Here is a 22624-nt window from a genome sequence, read left to right as displayed (position 1 = left end):
GCTGGAGCAAAACGGGCTGTGGAGAAATTCCTCCCCCGCCCGGTCACGGTGCGGAGGAGGATTTTCGGGTCACTTGTCCCAGTACCATGTCTTCAGCGTGGCATTGCCGGTCACCGTCTCGTTCATTGTCGGCACGTCGTAGAGCCGCCCGTTGAGCATGACATGGGTGATCTTGTCCGACTGACGGATATCGGCGACCGGATCGCCATCGATGATCACCATGTCGGCAAGCTTCCCCGGCTCGATCGAACCGATGTCCTTGTCGAAGCCCAGCGACCGCGCGCCGCTGATTGTCGCGGTGCGCAATGCCTCGAGCGGCGTCATGCCTCCCTTGACGAAGCTCCACAGCTCCCAGTGCGAGGCAAGACCCTCTTCCTGGCCATGCGCGCCGATGCCGACGGGTACGCCGCGCTTGGCGAGTTCCAAGGCCTCGCGCGCGGATGCGGTATCGGCATAGTCGTCCTCGGGGCCGATCTCGCGGCGCACCGTGGTCGCCTCCAGCCGCCGCCGGGGCACGTGCTTGCTCAGGATCGGGTGCTGCCACACATCGGTGTGGCTGCGCCAGTAGGGGTCTGCCCCCATGCCGCCAAAGGTGACCACCAAGGTCGGCGTATAACCCACCTTGCTCTGCGCGAAGAAGCTGCGGACATCCTCGTACAGCCGTTCCTGCGGGATATTGTGTTCGAGCGTGGTGTTGCCATCCGCGATGATGGTGATGTCCTGGCCGAACAGCGACCCGCCCTCGGCGACGCTCGCCAGCCCGTCGGCCTGCGCTGCTGCCACCACCTGCTGGCGCTGTTCGCGCCGGGGCTGGTTGTAGTTCTTGACGCTGTGCGCACCCTGCATCTTCAGCCGGGTGGTGTGCGCACGCGCATCGGCGAGGCTGTCGATCTCGGCGAAAATGCCAGCCGCCTTGGCGCCATAGACGACTTCGCCGGTCGAGAAGATGCGCGGGGCCAGATACTTGCCCGCACGCTGATAGCTGGCCGCCGCGAAGATCTCGCTCGCCGAATTGCTGGGGTCGTGGATCGTCGTCACGCCCAAGGCGAGGTGCGACACCGCATGCCAGTTCTGCTGCGGGATGATGTCATCCTGTCCCTGCGGACCATGGGCATGCGCATCGATCAGGCCCGGGATAATCGTCTTGCCCGCGACATCGACCGTCTGTGCACCTGCTGGAACCGCAACATTCGCGCCGACCGCGACGATCCGGTTGTCGCGCACCACCACCGTGCCGCGCTCGATGATGCCGCCAGCGTCATTGGCCATCGTCACGATGCGGGCATTGGTGAACGCCACGGTGCCCGAAGGCTTGTCGGCAGCTACGGTCACGTTGATCGCTACGCCCGATTTCGGCGGCGCGAACCTGGCGTCGGTCCTGGTGACCGGCCCGGCGGCGATCGCCTTGCTCGCATCGGCGGAATAGACCACCGGCCCGAGCGACCAGTTGAGCATCCGGCCCTGATGGCTCCATTGCAGGAAAGTCGCCCCGCCCTCGCTCACCTGCACCGCAGGCAGCGCGCCGCCGCCCCGGCCTGCGCCGAGATCCACCGCGCCTGCCATGAACGGCATCACGAATGCGGAATAGTTCTGCCGGAAGGCCAAAGTCTTGCCATCGGGCGACAGCGCATAGCCGCTGACCATCTCGCCGCTGGCATGGGTGCGCTCTGCCTCGCCGTTGAGATCGGTGCTGACCAAAGCCAGCTTGCCGCCCGCGCCCTTGCTGAAGAAGATGCGATCACCGTTCGCGCCGAAATGGGGTTCGCTGCCATCGTCGGTGATCCGCCGCGTCTGGCCGCTGGCGATGTCGAGCAGATGAATGCCGGGCTGGGCGCCCCAGGCATCTGACGTCAAGCCGCCGCCCCCGCCGGCCTCGAAGACGACAAAGCGGCCATCGGGCGAGAATTGCGGTCGGCGGTAGTGGCCGGGGGTCTTGCTGATCGTGCGTGCTTCGCCCCCGCCTGCGCCCACGACGCGCAATTCGCCCAGCCGGTTGTCGTCCCAACTGACGTAGACAATCTGGCTGCCATCGCGCGAATAGGCCGGGAACAGTTCGAAATCACTGCCACCGTTGGTGACCAGCGGCTGCACCGCGCCACCGGTTGCGGGCTGCTGGTGCAGCTTGCCCAAGGCTTCGAACACCATGCGGCTGCCATCAGGCGAAACGCTGGCAAAGCGCGGCATGGTGACCGCCACGGTATCGGGCGCGACCGGCTTTTGCGGGCGGATGGGGTCGATGATGCTGCGGGTGTCGTTGACGCTGAACGGGATGATGCTGTCCGCGCCGCTTTTCACGTCGACCGAGCGGATCTTGCCGCCGGCCCAGAAGATCACCTTGCCGCTGTCGGCGGTCCAGCCCATGTTTGGGTAAACCCCGTGCACCGCCCAGGTTTCCTGCACGTCGCGGTCCATCGCGTCATAGATCTTGCGTTCCTCGCCTGTCTGCAGGTCGCGGACATACAGCTTGGTCTTGGCGCGCTCGCGACGGACAAAGGCGAGATAGCGACCATCGGGCGACGGCTGCGGGCGCGCCGCGCCACCAGGCCCGCCGGTCACCCGCTCGACCTTGCCGCTGGCCATGTCATAGCGTTCGATCACGAACAGCTGGCCGTTGCTGTCCTGCGCATATTCGAAGATCGGCCCGGCAGTCGCATCCTTGCTGTAGAAGATGCCGCTGCCATCGGGGGCGAACATCGGCTCGCCCAGTTCTTTCTGGTGCGCTTCGCTGGGGCGCTTCACCAGTTGCACACCGTTGCCGCCGCTGACGTGGTAGAGCCACAGCTCGCCGGTGCCGAGCGACCGCCCCGTGGTGAAGTGCTTGCGTGCGACGACATACTGGCCGTCGGGGCTCCAGCTCGGGTTGTTCAGCAGCCGGAAGCTTTCCTTGGTCAGCTGGCGCTTGTCCGATCCATCGGCGTTCATGATCCAGATGTTGTCGCCGCCGCCGCGATCCGAGGTGAAGGCGATGCGGCTGCCATCGGGCGAGAAACGCGGGTGCTGTTCATAGGCCAGCCCCTCGGCAATGCGGGTGGCAGCACCACCGCTCACCGGCATGATATAGATGTCGCCCAGCAGATCGAAGACGATGCGGCTGCCATCGGGGCTGACGTCGAGGTTCATCCAGGTGCCCTCGTCGACCTTGATCGGGATGGCGCGTGTCTTCATCGGCGGCGCGTTGACGTCCCAGGCGGGGGCCTTGTCGGCCGGTTTGCCCTGGCCCAGCGCCGGCATGGAAAGAGCCAGCGCCGCAAGCGCGACCGAAAAGTGCAAAGCTTTCATGATGATGTTCCCCGGAGACGTTTTTCGTATACGCCTACGCTAACCCGGTCCGCCGTGAGCGCAACGACAAAAAACCCGCCCCGCGATGAGCGGAGCGGGTCTTGTCTGTCCGAGGTTCCCTGCCGAAGCCGGGGACCTGCAGGATCAGTAGCGGTATTCGTCCTTCTTGAACGGACCGGTCACCGACACGTCGATATAGTCGGCCTGTTCCTTGGTCAGCTCGGTCAGCTTAACGCCCAGCTTTTCGAGATGGAGGCGTGCCACCTTCTCGTCGAGATGCTTGGGCAGAACGTACACGTCGTTGTTGTAGTTGTTGGCACCCTTGAACAGTTCGATCTGCGCCAGCACCTGGTTGGTGAAGCTGGCCGACATAACGAAGCTGGGGTGGCCGGTGGCGTTGCCCAGGTTGAGCAGACGGCCCTTCGACAGCATGATGATGCGCTTGCCGCCCGGGAATTCGACCAGGTCGACCTGCGGCTTGATCTCGGTCCACTTCATGTTTTCCAGAGCACCGATCTGGATTTCATTGTCGAAGTGACCGATGTTGCCGACGATCGCCATGTCCTTCATCGCACGCATGTGCTCGAGGGTGATGACGTCCTTGTTGCCGGTGGTGGTGACGAAGATGTCGGCGGTTGCGACCACGTCTTCCAGCGTCTGCACGGCAAAGCCGTCCATGGCGGCCTGCAGCGCGCAGATCGGATCGATTTCGGTGACGATGACGCGAGCGCCGGCGCCCTGCAGCGATGCTGCCGAACCCTTGCCCACATCGCCATAACCGCACACGACAGCGACCTTGCCGGCCATCATCACGTCGGTACCGCGACGGATGCCGTCAACCAGCGATTCCTTGCAGCCGTACTTGTTGTCGAACTTCGACTTGGTCACCGAGTCGTTGACGTTGATCGCGGGGAACGGCAGCTTGCCCTTCTTGGCGAGGTCATACAGGCGGTGCACACCGGTGGTGGTTTCTTCCGAAACGCCCTTGATGTTCTGCACGGTCTTGGTGAGGTAGCCCGGGGTCTGCGCCAGACGACGCTTCAGGACCTTGACGAAATACTCTTCTTCCTCGTTCGAAGGCGTGAACAGTTCTTCGCCGGCTTCGACGCGTGCGCCCCAGAGCGCGAACATGGTGGCATCGCCGCCGTCGTCGAGGATCAGGTTACAGGTGTTGCCTTCTTCAGCGCCCCAGTCGAAAATGCGATCGACATATTCCCAATACTCTTCCAGGCTCTCACCCTTGATGGCGAAAACCGGGATGCCCTGCGCGGCGATGGCGGCAGCGGCGTGATCCTGGGTCGAATAGATGTTGCAGGTTGCCCAACGCACTTCGGCGCCCAGAGCCACCAGCGTCTCGATGAGAACGGCGGTCTGGATCGTCATGTGCAGCGAACCGGTGATCTTCGCGCCCTTGAGCGGCTGTTCACCGCGATATTCTTCGCGGATCGCCATCAGGCCGGGCATTTCGGTTTCGGCAATCGTGATTTCCTTGCGGCCGAAATCGGCAAGCGCAATGTCGGCAACGACATAGTCGGTGCGGTCGAGGGTCGGGGCACTGGCCACGCAATTTCTCCTGAATATCTGTCCGCGTGGCCAACAGGGCCGTCGGAACTGTCGCCCCTTTAGCCAGAGTCAGCCTTTCAGGCAAATATAAAGATTCCTTTATATGTCGTGTGCAATGGCGGACGCTGCGAATTCCCGCTGCAGCCTGCATCCGCCCTTGCAATGCCACCGCCATGCGACAACATGCAGCCCGGTCTACGATACCAGCAGGAGATAGAGACATGATCAAAGTCGGCGATACCATCCCCAACACCAAATTCGTGCGCGCCACCGCTGAAGGTCCGCAGCAGGTCGAGGCAAAGGACTTTTTCGCGGGCAAGACCGTGGCCCTGTTCTCCGTTCCCGGCGCATTCACGCCGACCTGCTCGGCCCGTCACCTGCCCGGCTTTGTCGAAAAGGCCGCCGCGCTGAAGGAAAAGGGCGTCGACGAGATCGCCTGCACCGCGGTGAACGATGCGTTCGTGATGGGGGCCTGGGGCAAGTCGGCCGGCGCCGACGCCATCACCATGCTGGCAGACGGCAATGCCGATTTCGCTGAAGCGGTCGGCCTGACGATGGACGGCAGCGGCTTTGGCATGGGCACGCGCGGCCAGCGGTTCGCAATGGTCGTGAAGGACGGCGTGGTCGACAAGCTGTTCGTGGAAGAGCCCGGCGACTTCAAGGTCAGCAGCGCAGATTACATGCTCGACCAGCTCTGATCGGCAAAACGCCTTCGGGCCAGGATACGGGCGCGGCACCGAGTGTCGCGCCCATTTTCATGCCTGGCCCGGAAGTCCGGCCGGGAAGCTGACCTCTACCCATGCCCCGCGTCCCGCCCTGGCGGCCCCCGCCGTATTGCGTCCCACCATGGTATCCACCCCCCTGTTACCCAGCGTCAGGCCGCCGCCGTGGCGCTCTGCGATGGTGCGCGCGATGGCAAGGCCCAGCCCGCTGCCACCGGTCTGCGCGTTGCGCGAGGGGTCGCCGCGCACAAAGGGCGACCCGATGGTGCCGAGCAGGGCGACGGGAAAGCCCGGCCCCTCATCTTCTGCGCGCAACACCAAGCGATCGTCGCGGCAGTCCAGAGTCACGATGCCGCCGCCTGCATAGCGCTGCATGTTATCGACCAGGTTCTGCACCAGGCATTGCAGGGCCACCGGCTCACCCTGCACCATGGCCCGCCTGTCGCAATGCGCCGAGACCGGGGACGCTTGCTGCCAGCTCGCCGACACGACCTCCTCCACCAGCGCTGACAGATCGACCGGAACGCTCCGCGCCATCGTGCTGCGGGCGAGCGCCAGCGAGTTGCCGATCAGTGCGCGCATCAGCGCGATATCATCGCCTGCCGCATTGCGCTGGCTGTCGGCAAGCGCTTCGACCCTGAAAGCCAGCCTGGTCAGCGGGGTGCCAAGATCGTGCGCGACAGCGGCGAGCATCGCAGTCTGCTGGCGCAGATGGTCGCGGTGCCGTGCATCAAAGCTAGCGAGCGCGGCCTCGACCGAGGCTATCTCAGGCGCGGTGGTTGCAGGGGCGAGGCTCCACGGCCGCCCGACCCGGGTCGCATCGGCCGCTGCCGCCATGGCGCGCAGCGGCTGGGTGATCGATCGCACCACGCGCCAAGCAAGAAACATGATCAGCGCCAGAACCGCGAGAATTGCCAGAAACGTGGTCAGCAACCACTGCTGGACTGTGCCTGAATCACGCGACTGCACCACCTGCCAGCGCTCGCCCACGCGCCGGATGACGGTAACGGTGCCGCGCACATCCACCATCGCGCCTGGCTGCATCGGCGGACCGGGCCCTTCCGAACTATAGCCCCGCACCGATGCGGCGCGGCCCAGATCGGCAATGACCGCCTGTTCCAGCCGCGGGCTCCGCATCTGGTCTGGCGGGATGGGGGGCAGTTCCTTCTGCAACCAGACATGGATCGGCCGCCCGATTCCCGGTGCTGCCCGACCGGTGCGCAGCGCGGTCACGATTTCGTCTACCCGCGTCGGTGCAGGCCTTGAGGGAGGCCCGCCAAAGGTCAGCGCGACCATCGCTGCCGCAGTCATGAGGACAGCAGCCAGCACCAGCATGAAGATCTGCCAGGCAATCGGTCTGCGCTGCCACCAGCCCAGCAGTGCCGAACCCTGCGCCATCTAGATCCGCTTCATCGCAAGCCCGAGGCCATAGCCGAAGCCCCGCACCGTGCGGACCAAACCCTCGCCACCATGCAGCGCCAGCCGCTTGCGCAGCCGGCTCACCTGAACGTCGATGGCACGATCGAAATTGTCCATGTCGGGATCGAGCTGCGCGATCAACTGATCGCGCGACAGCACGCGCCCATCGGCGTCGACCAGCGCGAGCAGGAGCCGCAGATCGTTCTTCGACAGCTCAGGACAGCTGCCATCCGGCGCAATCAGCTGCCAGCTGCGGGTATCGAACGTCCATCCGGCAGGTTCTGGCGGTGCGACTTGTGCTGTCGTGCTGACCTGCCTGCGCCGCAGGACTGCCCGCACCCTCGCCAAAAGTTCGCGGGGGTTGCACGGCTTGGCGATGTAATCGTCGGCGCCGAGCTCCAGCCCAACAATCCGGTCGACATCGGCGGCCATGGTCGAAAGCATGATGCAGGCGGCGGTGGTCCGGCCCTGCAACCAGCGCATTCCTGCCAGGCCGTCCTCATCGGGCATCATCACATCCATGATGATCAGATCGGGCATGATGATCCGATCGGGCATGATGACCGGATCGGGGAAAATGGCCCGATCGGGATCACCCTGCCCCAGCAGGCCACGCATCGCCTCGACGCCCGCAGCCGCATGCACCTGATACCCATTGTCGGCCAGATAGCCGCAAATCAGGTCACGCAACGAAGCATCGTCATCGACGACAAGAATGGTTTCGCCTGCCATGATGGCATCACCATTGCCCGGCCTTGCGGGCGATGCAACCATCATGGCGGCGATGTCAGGTCGCAATGGCAACGGTGGCGGTCGCGGTATAGCCTGCCGCCACCGATCCGGTCATCGCCATCGTCATTGCCGTGATCTGCGCGGCGCTGTTGTCGCTGAACACATTATCATTGGCGATCGATACCGATCGGAAGTTGGTGGCACTGCTGGTGTAACCGGTCGAGGCATAAACCGTGCTGCACGCTGCTCCGGGCAGGGCGAACTGCGAAATCAGCCGAGCAAACCGCCCAGCGGTTGCATTGCCCACCGAGGTGAACAGCTCGAAATGGATGTGCGGATAGCGCCCGGCATAGCAGCCGGGGAAAATGGTGGTGAAGGTGCACCGGCCATTGGCATCGGTGACCTGAAGACCGCGCAAATAGGTCTCCGCCGGAAGGTCGTAGAGCGAATAGCGACCATCGCGGTCGGCGTGCCAGATATAGACGGCATAGCCAGCCAGCGGCGCGCAGCTGTTGTTGGCATCGACCACAGTGATCGTGAAGGTCACCGGGACACCCGCGGCCACGGTTGTCGAGCCGATGAAGCTCGAGCGGATGTCGGATCGCGTGATGCCGCTGACCGTCAGGACATTCGATGTGCTGCCCGGCGCGGTGTTGGTGCCGTCGGCGGGATAGGGCCCGTTCGTTTCGGCTGCATAGACGGTGCAGGTCGTTGAGGTCGGGCTCGGGGTCGGGGTTGCGGTGGTCGTCGTGGTGGTGGTCGTGGTCGTCGTGCCAGACACGGTCACGGTCGATGCCGTGGAGCTGCTTCCGCTACCGCCACAGGCCGTGATGATGGCAGCGCCACCTGCCGATGCCATCCAGCCCAGCATGTTGCGCCGGCCCAGCCGGATGTGCTCGATCTGCTGCAGATCGTGTTCCAGACCGCCGTCATGGTCATGATCGTGCAGCTGGGCATCGGCGATGGCAGGAGGCGATAGGGGTCCATTCAGCGTCATGGCGGGTCCTTATGTCGGTTGATGGTCGTCAACCGGCATAGCCCCGCCATGTCACATCACGATTTCACAGTGTTGCAGCCATGTTGCAGCAGCGCACCAGGCGCTGCACAGGCTGGGTGGCATCAATAGCCCATCAGGCTCATCACCTCTTCGCGCGAGCGATGATCGTCGAGGAAGCAGCCCAGCAGGCGGCTGGTGATCATGCTCACCCCAGGCGTCCGCACGCCGCGTGCGGTCATGCAGCTATGGCTGGCCTCGATGACGACAGCCACGCCATGCGGATTGAGATGTTCCCAGATGCAGGCCGCCACTTCGGCGGTCAGTCGCTCTTGTACCTGCAGACGGCGCGAATAGCCGTGCAGCACGCGCGCGAGCTTGGAAATGCCGACCACACGATCGCGCGGCATGTAGGCGATCGAAGCCTTGCCGATGATCGGCGCCATATGGTGTTCGCAATGTGACTGAAACGGAATGGCCTTCAGCAGAACCAGCTCGTCATAGCCGCCGACCTCTTCGAACGTCCGGCTCAGATGGACGCTGGGGTCATCGTCATAGCCCGAGCAATATTCCTTCCAGGCACGCGCCACGCGCAGCGGCGTATCGCGAAGACCCTCGCGGTCGGGATCGTCGCCCGTCCAGCGCAGCAATGTGACGATGGCCTGCTGCACATCGTGCGGAACGGGAATCTTGCCTTTCTCGGACAGATCATTGTCATCATCGGCATCATGATACAGCATCAGGCAATCCCCCTTTTTATGCGAACCGGGCGGACAGATAGGTACCGCCACCCGGCTGTACAACCATGGCCGGGCCAGTGGTGCCATGGTCGAAGCCTGCATTGGCGCAGCGCACTGGCACAGCATACGCGTTTTCGCGGAACAAAGCCCGCAATTGCGAGTTGGCGAAGCGTAGTTGCAAAAAATAAACATAGATTAGTTGTTTTTTGCAACTTTTTTATCTGGACGCCGCGGCCCCTTTCCTTCATTTTATTGCAGTGCAATATCAATTCCCGGAGTCACCCATGCGCGTCCCCCCCAGATGCGCGCTTATCGTAGCAACGTTGGCGTTGCTGGTCAGCGCCTGCGGTTCAGAGCCGCCGCCCCCTCCCCCGCCACCTGCCGCTACGGTTGCTGTGCCTCTCCAGCGCACGGTCGTCGACTGGGATGAATATATCGGGCGCTTCACCGCGGATGAGGACGTCCAGCTCGTCGCCCGCGTTTCCGGTCCGATTTCGCGCGTCGCCTTTCGCGACGGGCGCGATGTCGGCAAGGGTGACCTCCTGTTCGTGATCGACCAGCGGCCTTTCCGAGCGGCCCTCGCCGAAGCCGATGCCAGCGTCGCCAGTGCCCGTGCCTCGCTCGCCAATGCGCAGGCCCAGGCTTCGCGGGGCACCGAATTGGTCAGCTTCGATGCGATCAGCAAGGAAGAGGCCGATACGCTCGCAGCAAACCTGCGGACCGCGCGCGCCTCGCTGGCAGCCGCTCAGGCGCGGCGGCAATCGGCTCAGCTCGACCTCTCCTTTACCGAAGTGCGCGCCCCGATTTCCGGCCGTGTCTCCAATCGCATGGTCGATGTCGGCGATTTCGTCACGGCCGGCCAGACCGAACTCACCCGGATCGTTCGCATCAACCCCATCCGCTTCAGCTTCGACGGCGCAGAGGCTTTCTACCTCAAGTACATCCGGCAGGATGCCGGCGGCGAACGCAAGAGTTCGCGCTATGCGGCCAACCCGGTCGAGATCCAGCTCGCCGACGAGCCGAATTTCCGCTGGCGCGGCAGGATGGAATTCCTGAACAACGGCATCAGCCCCGAAACGGGCACGATCACCGCTTATGCCATGGTCGACAATCCTAACGGGTTCCTCGTTCCCGGCATGTTCGGCCGCGCGCGGTTGCTGGGATCGGGCACCTACCGGGCGATGCTGGTGCCCGACGAGGCGATCATGACCGACCAGACGCGCAAGCTTGTCTTCGTGCTGGGCAAGGACAACAAGGTGTCGCCGCGTCCTGTGCAGACCGGGCCGATGGTCGAGGGCCTGCGGGTGATCCGCGAAGGGATCGCCCCCACAGAACGCATCGTGATCGACGGTCTGGCACGCATGCAGCCCGGCATGGTGGTCACCCCGCGCAAGGGCCAGATCAAGGCCCGCGCCAAGGACGACGCACCGATTTCGCAGCCCATCTCTGCCCCGGCCCCGGCCCAGGCAACGGCGAGCTAAGTCGATGCGCATTGCCCATTTCTGTATCGACCGCCCGATCTTCGCGGCGGTCCTCTCGATCCTGGTCGTCATCTTCGGCGTGGTCGCCTATCCGACGCTGCCCGTGTCGCAATATCCGGAAATCGCACCGCCGACGGTGGTGGTCAGCGCCAGCTTCCCCGGAGCCAGCGCCGAAACGATCGCCGATGTGGTCGCAGCGCCGCTCGAGGAATCGATCAACGGCGTCGAGGACATGCTCTACATGTCGTCCTCGTCGACCGGCGACGGCAATCTCGCAATCACCGTCACATTCGCGCAGGGCACCGATGTCGACCAGGCGCAGGTGCTGGTCCAGAACCGCGTCAGCAGCGCCGAACCGCGCCTGCCGCAGGAAGTCCGCCAGATCGGCGTTACCGTGCGCAAGAACTCGCCCGACCTGCTGCTGGTCGCCAACTTCTTCTCGCCCGATGGATCGCTGACCCAGCCCTATATCTCCAACTATGCCACGCTCCAGATCATCGACCGGATATCGCGCATCGACGGCATCGGCGCGGCGCGGCTGTTCGGCGGGCGTGATTACAACATGCGTGTGTGGATCGACCCCGATCTCGCCGCGGCGCGCAATCTGACGGTCGATGAGATCGTCGGCAAGATCCGTGCGCAGAACGCGCAGGTGTCTGCCGGATCGATCGGCCAGCCCCCGTTCAATACGGGCGGAACGGCATTCCAGCTGGGCGTCCAGACCCAGGGACGGCTGAGCACGCCCGAAGAGTTCGGCCAGATTGTCATCAAGCGCGAAGGCTTGGCGCTGACCCGCCTCGCTGATGTCGCGCGGATCGAACTTGGCGCGCAGGACTATAGCGTCAACGCCTTTGCCAGCGGCAAGCCCACCGTCGCCTTGGTCATCTCGCAGCTTCCCGGATCGAACGCGCTGACCGTTGCCAAGGCGGTCGAAGACGAGCTCGAGCGCGCGTCGAAGGATTTCCCGCCGGGCATGGCTTATACCATTCCCTATAACCCCACGACCTATGTCGAAGCCTCAATCGCCGCGGTGCAGGATACGCTGGTCGAAGCGATCATCCTGGTGGCCATCGTCGTTCTGCTGTTCCTGCAAAGCTGGCGTGCTGCGATCATCCCGATCATCGCGATCCCGATTGCGCTGGCAGGCGCGATTGCGGTGCTCGCGGCGCTGGGCTTCTCGCTCAACAGCCTGTCGTTGTTCGGCATGGTCCTGGCCATCGGCATTGTCGTCGACGACGCGATCGTCGTGGTCGAGAATGTCGAGCGGCTGATGGAGGAAGAAGGGCTGAGCCCGTTCGATGCCGCCCACAAGACGATGGACGAGGTGTCGGGCGCGCTGATCGCGATTGCCCTGGTGCTGTGCGGCGTGTTCATCCCCACCGCCTTCATCCCCGGAATCTCTGGCGCGTTCTACCAGCAGTTTGCCGTGACCATTGCCGGCGCCACCGCCTTTTCGGCTTTCGTTTCGCTGACGCTCTCGCCCGCGCTGGCCGCCTTGCTGCTGCGTCCCCGCACGCATGGCGAAGACGCGCCGGCGCCTGGCTGGCGCGGATGGGGAACCCGCTTTGCGCGCGGCTTCAACCGCGGCTTTGCCAAGCTGTCGGAACGCTATGGACGACTGACCGCGCGCACCATTCGCAGCCTGATGTTCATGGGCATCGCCTATCTCATCCTCATTGCGATTGCCGGCTGGCGCTTTACCGCCACGCCTGCGGGCTTTATCCCCGCGCAGGATCAGGGCTATCTGATCGGCGTCGTGCAGATGCCTCCGGGCGCATCGCTGCAGCGCACCACTGCGGCGCTGGAGGAAGCGCAAGGGATCGCACTCAAGAACGGTTCGGTGATCAGCACCATCGCCTTTGCCGGGTTTGATGGCGCAACCTTCACCAACGCGCCCAACGCCGCAGCGATCTTCATCACGCTGAAACCTGCAGGAACGCGGATTTCGGCTGATGATGTCGCCAACGAACTGCGCGGGGCGATGTCGCGAATCACCGCGGGCAGCATCCTCGTTATCGCGCCTCCCCCGGTCGCAGGCCTTGGCACCGGCGGCGGCTTCAAGATGATTATCGAGGATCGCGGCAATGCCGGACTTCCGGCGCTCGAAGGCGCAGCCTTTGCGATGATGGGCGCGGCCAACCAGACCGAAGGCATCGCGGGAGCCTTCACCACCTTCAACACCCGCACCCCGCGGCTGTTCGCGGACATCGACCGCGCGCAGGCCGAGCAACTGGGCGTGCCGGTGGAGAACATCTTCTCGACGCTCGGCACCTATCTGGGTTCGAGCTATATCAACGACTTCAACTTCCTGGGCCGCACCTTCCGAGTCACCGCCCAGGCCGATGCCCCCTATCGCGACGACGTATCCGATATCGGCCGTCTGCGGACCCGGTCCTCGACCGGGCAGATGGTGCCGCTCGATGCGGTGATGAGCCTGCGCAACGACTCGGGCGCCTATCGCGTCGTGCGCTACAACCTCTATCGCTCCGCCGAACTGCAGGGCGATACGCTGCCCGGCTATTCGAGCGGCCAGTCGCTCGACACGATGGAGCAGCTTGCACAGAAGGTGCTGCCGCAGGGGTTTGACTATGAGTGGACCGAGCTGGCCTTCCAGCAGCGCGCCGCAGGCAATACCGGCACCCTGGTGTTCCTGCTCGGCGTAGTCTTCGTCTTCCTGCTGCTCGCCGCACAATATGAAAGCCTGGTGCTGCCGCTGGCGGTGATCCTGATCGTGCCGATGTGTCTGCTGGCGGCGATTCTCGGGGTCAATCTGATGGGGCGGGACAACAACATTCTCACCCAGATCGGCCTGGTCGTGCTGATCGGCCTTGCCGCCAAGAACGCGATCCTGATCGTCGAGTTCGCCAAGCACAACGAGGACCATGGCCAGTCGGTGCTGGAGGCGGCGCGCCACGCCGCCGCCCAGCGCCTGCGCCCGATCCTGATGACCTCGCTCGCGTTCATCCTGGGCGTGCTGCCCCTGGTGATTTCGAGCGGACCCGGCGCGGAAATGCGCCAGGCACTCGGCATCGCGGTGTTCTTCGGCATGATCGGCGTGACGATCTTCGGTCTGCTGTTCACGCCTGCCTTCTATGTGATGGTGCGGACGATGGAGGAGCGGATCAAGTCCTGGTCAGCGCGTCGCGGCAAGGACGATCCGACACCCCCTGCAACCGACCAGCCCGTGCTGGAGGGCAATCAGCCATGATCAAGACACGTCACCTGCTCGCCTGCGCGGCGATGAGCGCCGCGCTCGCTGCATGCACCGTCGGCCCGGACTTCGCGCGCCCCATCACGCCCAATGGGGCGGCACAGCCGTTCACCGAAAGCGCCGACCCGCGCTTCGCTCAGACGCCGCTGCCCGAAGGGTGGTGGCGACTGTTCGAGGACCCCGCGCTCGATGCGCTCGTCACACGCGCTCTTGAGCGCAACACGACCGTGCGCGAGGCCAGCGCCAATTTGCGCCGGGCGCGGGCGCTGGTGCGCGAGGTACGCGCCGGGCAATTGCCCAGCCTGAACGGCAGCGCATCGGCCAACACCAACCAAGTCGGCACCGGCGCCAATGCCGGGGTCGGCTTTGCCCCGCCCGAACCGTTGACCTTCGATTTCTACCAGCTTGCGACCGATGCCTCGTACGAGATTGACCTGTTCGGCGGCATCCGTCGCTCGGTCGAAGCCTCGCGCGGCGATGCGCTGACCGCGCAGGCAGAGCTTGATGCCGCGCGGGTGAGCGTTGCGGCTGAGGTCGCCCGCAACTACGCGCTCGCGTGCTCGAGCCGGCTGCAGGCGGATATCGCCCGCGAATCGCTCGCCACCCAGCTGCGCACGCTCGACCTGACGCAGCGCCTGTCTGCCGCAGGGCGCGGACAGCGGCGCGATGTCGCCAATGCCGAGCTGCTGGTCGCACAGGCGCAGGCGCAAGTCCCGCAGTTCGAGGCGGAACAGCGCGCGGCACTGTTCGCGCTGGCGACCCTGACAGGGGATACGCCGAGCAATCTCGATGCGGCGGCCTCTGCCTGCACAGCCCCCCCGCGCACCCGCGTCGCCATTCCCGTGGACGATGGCGCAGCGTTGCTCGCCCGCAGACCTGATGTGCGCGCCGCCGAAGCCAGGCTCGCAGCCGATACCGCGCGTGTCGGCGTGGCAACTGCGGCGCTGTATCCTTCTATCCGCCTCGCCGGATCGCTGTCGATCGGTGGCACCACCCCCGGCGCGCTGACCGAATCGAACAACCTGGGCTTCTCGCTCGGCCCGCTGATTTCCTGGTCGATCCCGATCGACGGGGCGGCGCGTGCGCGCGTCAACGCCGCTTCAGCGCAGGCCGATGCGCGGCTCGCAGCGTTTGACGGCGCGGTGCTGACCGCGCTGCAGGAAACCGAACAGGCGCTGGCGCGGCTCAAGGCGGCGGTGGAGCAGGAAGCGGCGCTGCAGAGCGCAGCCAAGGCTGCCGAGGAAGTCGCACGCATCACCCGTATCCGCTTCCGTGCAGGTCGCGACAACGCGCTGCAGCTGCTGGAGGTCGAACGCAATCTGCTGGCTGCGCGCGCTGCCACGGGATCGGCCGCCGCAGCGCGTGCCGAGGCCGAGGTGTCGCTGTTCCGCGCGCTGGGCGGTGGCTGGGAAAATGCGCCGGCCGTGCAGGAGATCAGCGCAACCAAGCGCGATTGAGCCCTGTCAGTCGCGCAGTCGCTCGATCGCTTGGGCCAGCGCCACATAGAGCTTGCCAGTCTCGGACGACAGCAGGGTCACGCCCATCACACCGCCGTCGCGGGTCGACAGCACGGTGCGCAGCATGCTCTCGAAATCGTGGATGTAGCGGTTGACCAGCTCGTAGAAGACCGGGTCGTTCTCGTACGTCGCGGCGATTTCCCGGGCCTCGCCATTGTCGATCAGGCGCACGGCCCGCCGCGTGAAGACACCGCGATCACCACGCAGATAAGCGGACCAGGCGGTGTCGCTGACATCGGTCGACAGGATCTTGTCGACATCAATCGCGGTGGAATTGAGCGATTCGGTCAGCAGCGCCAGTCGCCGCGCAAAATCGTTGTCGGTGCGCTCTTCGGCCTGCTCGCGCGCCTCCGCGACCCGCCGCTCGAGATGGCTCGCCAGATCATCGACGCGCGCCAGCTGGTCCTTGAGATGCAGGCTGGCATCGCTCGTCGCGCCGACCGCGCGGCTGATGGCGGATTCGAGCTTGCCGACCAGTTCCTCGGCCTTGCCGCGCAACACCTTTTCCAGCGCCGCGCCGCTATCCCGGCCGAGCTTGTCGGTCGCAGCGACAATGGCGGTGTCCATCGCCCGGCGCGCCTCGTCGGCGGCGGCATGCGCCTCGCGCTGGACATCGCGCATCGTCTCGACCAGCCGGACGGCGGAATGGGCGTTGATCTGATCGATTTCATCGCGTGCATCGCGCATGGCGACGATCAGCCGCGCAATATCTTCTGCCCGCTCGCTCCAGGCGCTTTCGCTGCTGTCGGCGAGACGCGCGATCTCGCTGGTCTGCTCGGCGATGCGCTGTTCGAAATTGCCCAGTACCGACCCCAGACGGACCATCTGGCTGTCGACGTCCGACACGCCCTCGCGCAACAGGCCAACGCTTTGCTGGCTCGCCTGGGTGGACCGGTCGAATTCGGCCAGCGCCTGCGGAATCTTGTCGTCCAGGCGCTGCTGGATCGCCTCGAGCAGTTCGCGCAGGCGCTGCGCCTTGGCATCGAAGATTTCGGCATGGCCGCTACCCGCCGCCAGCCTTTCGGACAGGGCGGCGGCATTGCCGTCCAGCGCCGAAAGCGCAAACGCAAGCCGTGCCAGCGATTCGCTGCTCTGCCGGTCCATGTCCTGCAGGCGCTGCTCTGCGAGGGTGATCTGGGCATCGGCCGCACGGATGACCGCGCGGATGGTGGCATCGCTCTCGCCCGCAGATGTCGCCAGCGCATTCAGCGTCAGGGCCAGATCATCGGCTGCAGCCCGCATGTCCTCACGGCTGGCCATGGCTCTTTCCGCCATCGCGCCTCCCATGCGGGCCAGCGACTGATCCAGATCGGCGGTCAGCGCGCGCAACTGTTCCGCCTGGGCTGCGGACGTCTGGTCGAGATTGGCACGCGTGTTGGCGAGGCGGCTGGCGACCGTCTCGATCGCCTGATCCATCTGCTGGCTGGCATCGCCGACATGGCGCGACAGCGCATCGCCGCTGGTTTCCACCGACTGCGCCAGCCGAACCGTGGCCGCATCCGATTCGCGCACCAACGTGCCGATTTGCGCGCTGGCCGCCTGGCCAAAGGCGTTGAGCTTTTCGAACGCGGCGATCATGCTTTCGACCTGGCCCTGCGCGGTACGTCCGGCATTGCCGATCTGGTTGGTGACGTCCTTGGCCGAATTGGCGATCACCGGCAGGTGATTGCGCAGCTTGTCCATGTTGCCCGAGGCGGCTTCGCTGACCTCGCCGATGGCGCGCATTCCGGTGTCGCTCGCAGCGATCATGGCGCGCAGCTCTTCGGCGAACCCGCGCAGCCGGTCACTTGACACCCGGCCCAAGGATTCAAGTTCAAGGCTCTGATTGGCCAGGAACTCCCGGGCGAGCGAAAGCTCGGCATTGACATGGGCAAGGCGATTTTCGAGCGTCGCGCTTTCCGCCCGCAACGATCCCGCGATGGCCGAGAAACGGCGTGCCTCGCGCGTGCTGTTGCGCTGGAGCACCAGATAGACGGCGGCGATCAGCACCAGCGGCACGGCCCATTGCGACACCGCCTGCACACCCGCCGACGGGCTCAACCCCGCCTGCCAACCGGGAAGCGAGGCCCAGACAAAGACACCGGTCCAGCCCGCAGCAAGCGCGATCGCGATCCAGCCAGCAGCACCGATGGCGCGTTCGGGCGCCGGAATTTCATCTTCGTCCATCCAAGGAGCCTGCGAATCGGCGGCGTCCGAAGGGTCGCTCCGCAACGGCAAGGCAGGTGCCGCCATGTCCGGAACCGGCTCGCTTGCCGCCGAAGTTTCGTCGCTGCGGCCATGCCGCAGGTCTATGATGTTCTTCCCCTCGCCCATGCGAACATGCTTAACAGATTTTCATTCGCCAGAAACCGAAAGTTAAGACGGCTCGTCTATTCGAGCCGGTCATGGCCTATGAATCCGGAGCATTGAATGCGGCACTCGCCGCCGCCGTTGGCAGCGACCCCGAGCTTGTCGCGGAACTGCGCGGAGCCTTTGTCGAAAGCGCTGCGCGGCAGATCGATCTGCTGGGGCGCGCGCGCTGCGATGCCAACTGGCATTTCGCGGCGCTGCGGCTCAAGAGCCTGGCTGCCAGCTTCAGCGTCCAGGGGATCGTCGATCTGGCGGATCGGGCCCTCGAAGGTGCCCCCGGCGACCCGGTGGTGCTGCGCGACCTCGCCACCGCGATGCGCGACTTTGGCGAGACCTCTCAGCCCGAGATGTAAACGCGTCTATCGGAACGCCGGCAACCGCGCTGCCGGTTGGCACAGCACCTGCCACCCGATAAGAGGACCGCTCCTTGTAACCGGAGCTGACCCGAACCCGTGCGCGCCGCCCTGATTTCGCTGATGGAAACCCTGCCCGGCGGGACCGGCCTGCGCGGCGCGTTGCCGCTGGCGCACGGCCAGCTGGCGATGCTGCATGTCGATCTGGCGGTGCAAGCGGGAGCGGGCGAAATCCTGTGCCTGGTCGGCGCGGTCGATGACCGGGTTCGGCAGATCGAGGCCTATGCGCTGCGCTGCGGCGTGACCTTTCATCTCGCCCGCTCGGTCGCGGACATCAGCGTGCGGCTGGCGAGCGAGGATGAACTGCTGATCATCGCCGATGGTCTGTATGTCGCGCCCACCGACATGGCGCGGATGGCGCGGGAGACGGGCACTTTCGTTGCCAGCTTTGCGCTCGGCGATGGCGCGCGTGTGCTGGTCGAGCGATTCGAGCGGATCGACATCAACCATGTCTGGGCGGGGCTGGCCTGCATCCGTGCGCGCGATGTCGTCGACGCGCGCGACCTCCCCGAGGACTGGAGCATCCAGTCGGCGCTGCTGCGGCTGGCGATCCAGAAAGGCTATCGGCGCGAGGTTCTGCCCTTCGCGCTGGCCGAAGCGGGCCGCATCGCGATCGTGCGCGAGGGCCATGAGGTCGACACGCTGGCCCTGCAGGAACTGGCCGGATCTGCTGGCGCGCTGGGCGGAAATCTGGTGCAGACCGCCCCGATGCGGGGCCTGGCGCAGCGGCTCTGGGCGGCACGCTGGAGCCGACCGGTGCTAAGATTGTCGTCGCTGGCATTGCCTGTGTTGGCCATCGGGGTTGCCATCGGCGGGTGGAGCATGGCCGCGCTGGGTCTGCTGGTCACCGGGCGCGGGGCGAGCCATGCCGCCAACCGGCTGTTCGGACGCTTTGCCGGAATGTTGACGCGTCCAAGCGAACAGGCGGCGCGCGACAGCGCCTTTGCCGCCGCGTTCATCATCATCATAGTGCTCAGCGTGGCAGCTTCCGACCGGCTGGCGGGGCTGTTCGCGGCGCTGTTGCTGCCGGGAATCGCCATCGTCCTCAAGCGTCTGCGCGGCCCCCTCCCCCGGTTGTGGCGGCGCCTGGCAGGATCGCCCAGCCTGGTCGCCATCGCAGCATTGATCGCCATCCCGTTCGGGCTGGTGATGCCCGTACTGATGCTCTGGAATCTGGCGCTGGTCGGGCTTTCGCTGTGGCAGACCCGTACGCCTGCGCTTGCCACGGGGACGCCTGACTCCCATATCTGAATCCTGGCGCGGCACCGTTGAACTAACAGCATTTTAACCAGCAATTGGTAGGGCAAGGCGATGAATACCGACATGGCCCCCGCACGCCCGGTCTTACGGGACGTTGGCGCGTTGCTGCGCCATGCCGAAGCGCAGGCCCGGCAGGCGATGGCCGTCCCCGCCCTGGTACGCCAGAAACTGCTGCCCGATGCCGCGCAGGCGCTGCGCGAAGATGATCTCAGCATGGCAGGCGGCTTCGTCGACGCCATCGCAGGCCGACTCGCGCAGGAACTGGGCGCTGCCGACCCCGGACCGATCGCGCAGCACGCCGTGCTGGCCTATCCCCCCGCAATCCGGTTGCTGTTCGCGCGCGCGGTCGAAGCACGCCTGTGCCGCCAGGCGGGGCTGATCGGCCTCGCCATGCCCGAATTGCCGCCGCGGGTCGAAGCGCAGGTTGCCAATGCGCAGGATGAACTGGCCGAGGCCGCGATGGCGCTGATCATCGCCCAAAGCCGCTTTGTCAGCCGCTCGCAGGGGTTTGCGATCGATCTGGACGAACTGCCGCCCGAAGTGCTGCACGCGGTGGTGCGGATGGCGGTGGCGTGGCTGCAGGATCATGACGGCCGTGATCCGATCGCGCTGCGCGAAACCTCCGATTCGCTGCTGGCCGGGTTTGACGAGCGGCGTGGCCGCCCGCATAGGCTGATGCGCTTTTGCCATCTGTTCGCATTGCCGCGCGCGGGCGATGACTGGGCCCTGGCGGAAAACGGACCATCGCTGGTGATGGCGATGCTCGAACGCGCAAGCCAGCTTCCCGGCGATCTGCTGTTCGACATGCTGCGCGATCCCGATCTGGCAAGATTGGCGGTGGTGCTGCGCGCTTGCGCGATCGAGCCCGAAACCGCGGCAAGGCTGATCCAGAGCCTTGCCGTGCTGGCATCGCTTCGCGCCGACGATCTGCCCTCGCTCGCGGCACTGCGGGCCATCGCGACCGACGATGCCCAGAGGCTGGTGGCAGGATGGCGCAATCTTGCCCCGTTGCAGTCCGCCGGATCGCCGTGGTGAATGCCCACCCCTCCGATCGCGACCACGCACTCACTCAGGCGCACGCCGCCGAGGCAGCGATGCTGCGTCTGGACCGCGATGGGCGCCTGATCGCCGCAGACGACCGGATCGCGGCACTGCACACCGCGCTGGGCGGAGATGGCGGCGGCGTGCTCGCCGTCCCGGCCCTGCTTGATCTTGCCCGCCATGGGCTTCGGCTGGGGATGCGCCTGTCGCGTCCCGTCACCGTCGCCGGCCCCGATGCGCTGATCGACCTGTGGTGCGAATGCACGCCCGGGCCGGAGGGCATCGACATTGCCGTCACCACCTGGCGCGAACAGCCCCTGCCCGCCGTGGCCGGCCCTGCACCAGGTATCGCCCCGCTGCCGCTGGATCCCGAAGCGATCCGGGTCCGGATCGCTTCGGACGAGCGTATCCTGGCCATCGAGACATCGCTCGCACTGGGTCTGCAATGGCGTCCGGAAGACGTGATGCTGAAGCCGCTGGCGAGCCTGCTGACCAGCACGAATGGCATCGCGCTGCATGGTGCAGCCGGCATCGATGGCCAGCATGTGCGCCTTGCGGGCAATGAACAAATCTGGAGTGTGCGCAGGGTCGCGTCCCAGGCGCATGGCGCTGCGCAGCTTGTGCTGACGCCGGCACCGAACCCTGCCGACCCTGCCGCAGAGCCCGCCCCGCCGCCGCTGTTCGACGGCGAACGGCTGGCGCATATGTTCGGCACCCAGATCGGACCCGCGCTGCGTCAGCCGATCGGGCGCATCATTGCCAATGCGGAAACGATCGGCGGGAGGCTGGAGGGGCCGCTGCGCGCGGACTATGCCAATTATGCCAGCGATATCGCGTCGGCCGGGCGGCACCTGCTGGCGCTGGTCGATGATCTTGCGGATCTTGAAGCGATCGAGGCAACCGGTTTCAGCGCCGCGCGCGAGCCGGTAGACCTGGCCGATCTGGCGCGCCGCGCAGCGGGTCTGCTTGCGCTCAAGGCAGCCGATCGATCGATCCGCATCGACAAGCCGGCGGAAGACGAAACCGTGCCTGCGATCGGCGAGTTCCGCCGCGTGCTGCAGGTGCTGCTCAACCTGCTGGGCAATGCCATCAACTATGCGCCCGACGGGTCGATGATCTGGCTGCGGCTCGACGATGGACCCGATTGGGCCAGCGTCACCGTCGCCGATCAGGGCCCGGGCCTCACCGAAGAGGACCGCAACCGGTTGTTCAACAAGTGGGAGCGATTGGGGCGCAGCGGCGACGGCGGCAGCGGCCTTGGCCTGTATATCTCGCGAAGGCTGGCGCTGGCGATGGACGGCGATCTGACGGTGGAAAGCGCGCCTGGTCAGGGCGCGCGATTCACGTTGATACTGCCCAAGGGCTGATTACCGTGCCGCTGCCTCTCACCGGGCAGAGGCAGCAAGACTAAAGGGCTTACTGCGGCAGCACCGGAGTCTGGGCGCACCGCTTGCGATTGCCGGCATTGCAGGCGGCCACATCGGCCTCCCACTGCGCATGGATTGCGTCGTACAGCTTCTTGATCTCGGCATATTCCGCTTCGGCACGAGCCCGCGATTCCACGGTGTTTTCATACAGCTTCATCTGGCTTTCATAGCTGGAACGACGCGCCTGATAATTGGCGATGTTCTCGGCATTCTGCGCAACCTGTGCGCTCGAAAGCTGCGCCTGCGCGGCATTTGCGGCCTCGCGCTGGGCCTGCTCTTCCGGCGTGCTGGGATTCTGGGTGACGGGCGAAGGCTCCATCGAACCGTTGTCGGGTGCCTCGGTCGCGGGTGCGCTCGCCGACTGGGCTCCGGCGGGCAGCGCCATCGTGCCAGCAGCCAGCAATGCGGCCATGGAGGCGGCGCGGAACAAACGGGTATTCATGATCTTGCTTCCCTCAAAACAAAGTTGATCTCGA

General features: G+C 65.4%; 16 protein-coding genes. 8 read left to right on the top strand and 8 right to left on the bottom strand.

Annotated elements, in window-relative coordinates; all coding sequences use genetic code 11:
- Positions 1 to 69: 69 nt before the first annotated feature.
- Positions 70 to 3231 carry an amidohydrolase family protein gene (locus tag LI72_RS03480; RefSeq protein ID WP_033924497.1) on the bottom strand — a complete coding sequence of 1054 codons (3162 nt, stop codon included), beginning with the start codon at positions 3229 to 3231 and terminating at the stop codon, positions 70 to 72.
- A gap of 192 nt (positions 3232 to 3423) precedes the next feature.
- Positions 3424 to 4842, bottom strand: coding sequence for an adenosylhomocysteinase (gene ahcY / locus LI72_RS03475; protein ID WP_033924496.1), 1419 nt, complete (start codon positions 4840 to 4842; stop codon positions 3424 to 3426).
- Positions 4843 to 5063: 221 nt separating this feature from the next.
- Here ahcY and LI72_RS03470 point away from each other — a divergent pair, with 221 nt between their 5' ends.
- Positions 5064 to 5540 (top strand): peroxiredoxin, encoded by a 477-nt coding sequence (locus LI72_RS03470; protein WP_033924495.1) that lies wholly within the window; start codon positions 5064 to 5066, stop codon positions 5538 to 5540.
- 57 nt (positions 5541 to 5597) lie between these two features.
- Here LI72_RS03470 and LI72_RS03465 read toward each other — a convergent pair whose 3' ends face one another.
- The 4 genes from LI72_RS03465 to folE form a co-directional block, all read right to left on the bottom strand.
- Complete coding sequence (locus LI72_RS03465) at positions 5598 to 6962, bottom strand: sensor histidine kinase (RefSeq protein ID WP_033924494.1); 1365 nt, start codon at positions 6960 to 6962, stop codon at positions 5598 to 5600.
- Entirely contained in the window at positions 6963 to 7760 is a 798-nt protein-coding gene (locus LI72_RS03460; RefSeq protein WP_052129480.1) for a response regulator transcription factor, read from the bottom strand. It abuts the gene before it with no gap.
- Between the two features lie 10 nt (positions 7761 to 7770).
- Entirely contained in the window at positions 7771 to 8712 is a 942-nt protein-coding gene (locus tag LI72_RS03455; RefSeq protein WP_052129479.1) for a dioxygenase family protein, read from the bottom strand.
- A 122-nt stretch (positions 8713 to 8834) separates the two neighbouring features.
- On the bottom strand, positions 8835 to 9449 hold the full coding sequence (folE, locus tag LI72_RS03450) for a GTP cyclohydrolase I FolE (RefSeq protein ID WP_033924493.1): 615 nt from the start codon (positions 9447 to 9449) through the stop codon (positions 8835 to 8837).
- 395 nt (positions 9450 to 9844) lie between these two features.
- Between folE and LI72_RS03445 the strand changes: the two genes are divergently transcribed.
- Genes LI72_RS03445 through LI72_RS03435 form a run of 3 tightly spaced genes read left to right on the top strand, consistent with a single transcriptional unit; the run spans position 9845 to position 15598 of the window.
- Positions 9845 to 10930 (top strand): efflux RND transporter periplasmic adaptor subunit, encoded by a 1086-nt coding sequence (locus tag LI72_RS03445; protein ID WP_197051802.1) that lies wholly within the window; start codon positions 9845 to 9847, stop codon positions 10928 to 10930.
- A gap of 4 nt (positions 10931 to 10934) precedes the next feature.
- Positions 10935 to 14138, top strand: a complete 3204-nt coding sequence (locus LI72_RS03440) for an efflux RND transporter permease subunit (protein WP_033924491.1) — start codon at positions 10935 to 10937, stop codon at positions 14136 to 14138.
- Positions 14135 to 15598 (top strand): efflux transporter outer membrane subunit, encoded by a 1464-nt coding sequence (locus LI72_RS03435; RefSeq protein ID WP_033924490.1) that lies wholly within the window; start codon positions 14135 to 14137, stop codon positions 15596 to 15598. Before LI72_RS03440 ends, LI72_RS03435 begins: the two co-directional genes overlap by 4 nt.
- A 6-nt stretch (positions 15599 to 15604) precedes the next feature.
- Here LI72_RS03435 and LI72_RS03430 read toward each other — a convergent pair whose 3' ends face one another.
- A complete protein-coding gene (locus LI72_RS03430; RefSeq protein ID WP_033924489.1) occupies positions 15605 to 17971 on the bottom strand; it encodes a hypothetical protein in 2367 nt (788 codons plus the stop codon).
- A gap of 71 nt (positions 17972 to 18042) precedes the next feature.
- Here LI72_RS03430 and LI72_RS03425 point away from each other — a divergent pair, with 71 nt between their 5' ends.
- The 4 genes from LI72_RS03425 (at position 18043) to LI72_RS03410 (ending at position 22088) form a co-directional block, all read left to right on the top strand.
- Positions 18043 to 18360 carry a hypothetical protein gene (locus LI72_RS03425; protein ID WP_033924488.1) on the top strand — a complete coding sequence of 106 codons (318 nt, stop codon included), beginning with the start codon at positions 18043 to 18045 and terminating at the stop codon, positions 18358 to 18360.
- A gap of 123 nt (positions 18361 to 18483) precedes the next feature.
- Positions 18484 to 19671: a hypothetical protein gene (locus tag LI72_RS03420; protein ID WP_033924487.1), complete on the top strand. Its 1188-nt coding sequence runs from the start codon at positions 18484 to 18486 to the stop codon at positions 19669 to 19671.
- Positions 19672 to 19743: 72 nt separating this feature from the next.
- Positions 19744 to 20715, top strand: coding sequence for a hypothetical protein (locus tag LI72_RS03415; protein WP_197051800.1), 972 nt, complete (start codon positions 19744 to 19746; stop codon positions 20713 to 20715).
- Entirely contained in the window at positions 20712 to 22088 is a 1377-nt protein-coding gene (locus tag LI72_RS03410; RefSeq protein WP_052129478.1) for a sensor histidine kinase, read from the top strand. The genes LI72_RS03415 and LI72_RS03410 overlap by 4 nt, the downstream gene beginning before the upstream one ends.
- A gap of 49 nt (positions 22089 to 22137) precedes the next feature.
- Here LI72_RS03410 and LI72_RS03405 read toward each other — a convergent pair whose 3' ends face one another.
- Complete coding sequence (locus LI72_RS03405; RefSeq protein WP_033924485.1) at positions 22138 to 22590, bottom strand: hypothetical protein; 453 nt, start codon at positions 22588 to 22590, stop codon at positions 22138 to 22140.
- Between the last annotated feature and the right edge of the window lie 34 nt (positions 22591 to 22624).

It is taken from the genome of Sphingomonas sp. 35-24ZXX (assembly GCF_000786215.1).
Taxonomy (GTDB): Bacteria; Pseudomonadota; Alphaproteobacteria; order Sphingomonadales; family Sphingomonadaceae; genus Blastomonas.
Note: the sequence above shows the minus strand (reverse complement) of the source record. Positions and strands in the feature narration are given on the sequence as shown.

What these genes read in the sequence shown, in the direction of transcription:
- LI72_RS03440 (WP_033924491.1), top strand. Translation starts at nt 10,935, where the DNA reads ATGCGCATTGCCCATTTCTGTATCGACCGCCCGATCTTCGCGGCGGTC.
- LI72_RS03415 (WP_197051800.1), top strand. Translation starts at nt 19,744, where the DNA reads ATGGCCCCCGCACGCCCGGTCTTACGGGACGTTGGCGCGTTGCTGCGC.
- LI72_RS03455 (WP_052129479.1), bottom strand. Translation starts at nt 8,712, where the DNA reads ATGACGCTGAATGGACCCCTATCGCCTCCTGCCATCGCCGATGCCCAG.
- LI72_RS03480 (WP_033924497.1), bottom strand. Translation starts at nt 3,231, where the DNA reads ATGCCGGCGCTGGGCCAGGGCAAACCGGCCGACAAGGCCCCCGCCTGG.
- LI72_RS03420 (WP_033924487.1), top strand. Translation starts at nt 18,484, where the DNA reads ATGGAAACCCTGCCCGGCGGGACCGGCCTGCGCGGCGCGTTGCCGCTG.
- LI72_RS03435 (WP_033924490.1), top strand. Translation starts at nt 14,135, where the DNA reads ATGATCAAGACACGTCACCTGCTCGCCTGCGCGGCGATGAGCGCCGCG.
- folE (WP_033924493.1), bottom strand. Translation starts at nt 9,449, where the DNA reads ATGCTGTATCATGATGCCGATGATGACAATGATCTGTCCGAGAAAGGC.
- LI72_RS03405 (WP_033924485.1), bottom strand. Translation starts at nt 22,590, where the DNA reads ATGAATACCCGTTTGTTCCGCGCCGCCTCCATGGCCGCATTGCTGGCT.
- LI72_RS03470 (WP_033924495.1), top strand. Translation starts at nt 5,064, where the DNA reads ATGATCAAAGTCGGCGATACCATCCCCAACACCAAATTCGTGCGCGCC.
- LI72_RS03430 (WP_033924489.1), bottom strand. Translation starts at nt 17,971, where the DNA reads ATGGGCGAGGGGAAGAACATCATAGACCTGCGGCATGGCCGCAGCGAC.
- LI72_RS03460 (WP_052129480.1), bottom strand. Translation starts at nt 7,760, where the DNA reads ATGATGGTTGCATCGCCCGCAAGGCCGGGCAATGGTGATGCCATCATG.
- LI72_RS03425 (WP_033924488.1), top strand. Translation starts at nt 18,043, where the DNA reads ATGGCCTATGAATCCGGAGCATTGAATGCGGCACTCGCCGCCGCCGTT.
- LI72_RS03465 (WP_033924494.1), bottom strand. Translation starts at nt 6,962, where the DNA reads ATGGCGCAGGGTTCGGCACTGCTGGGCTGGTGGCAGCGCAGACCGATT.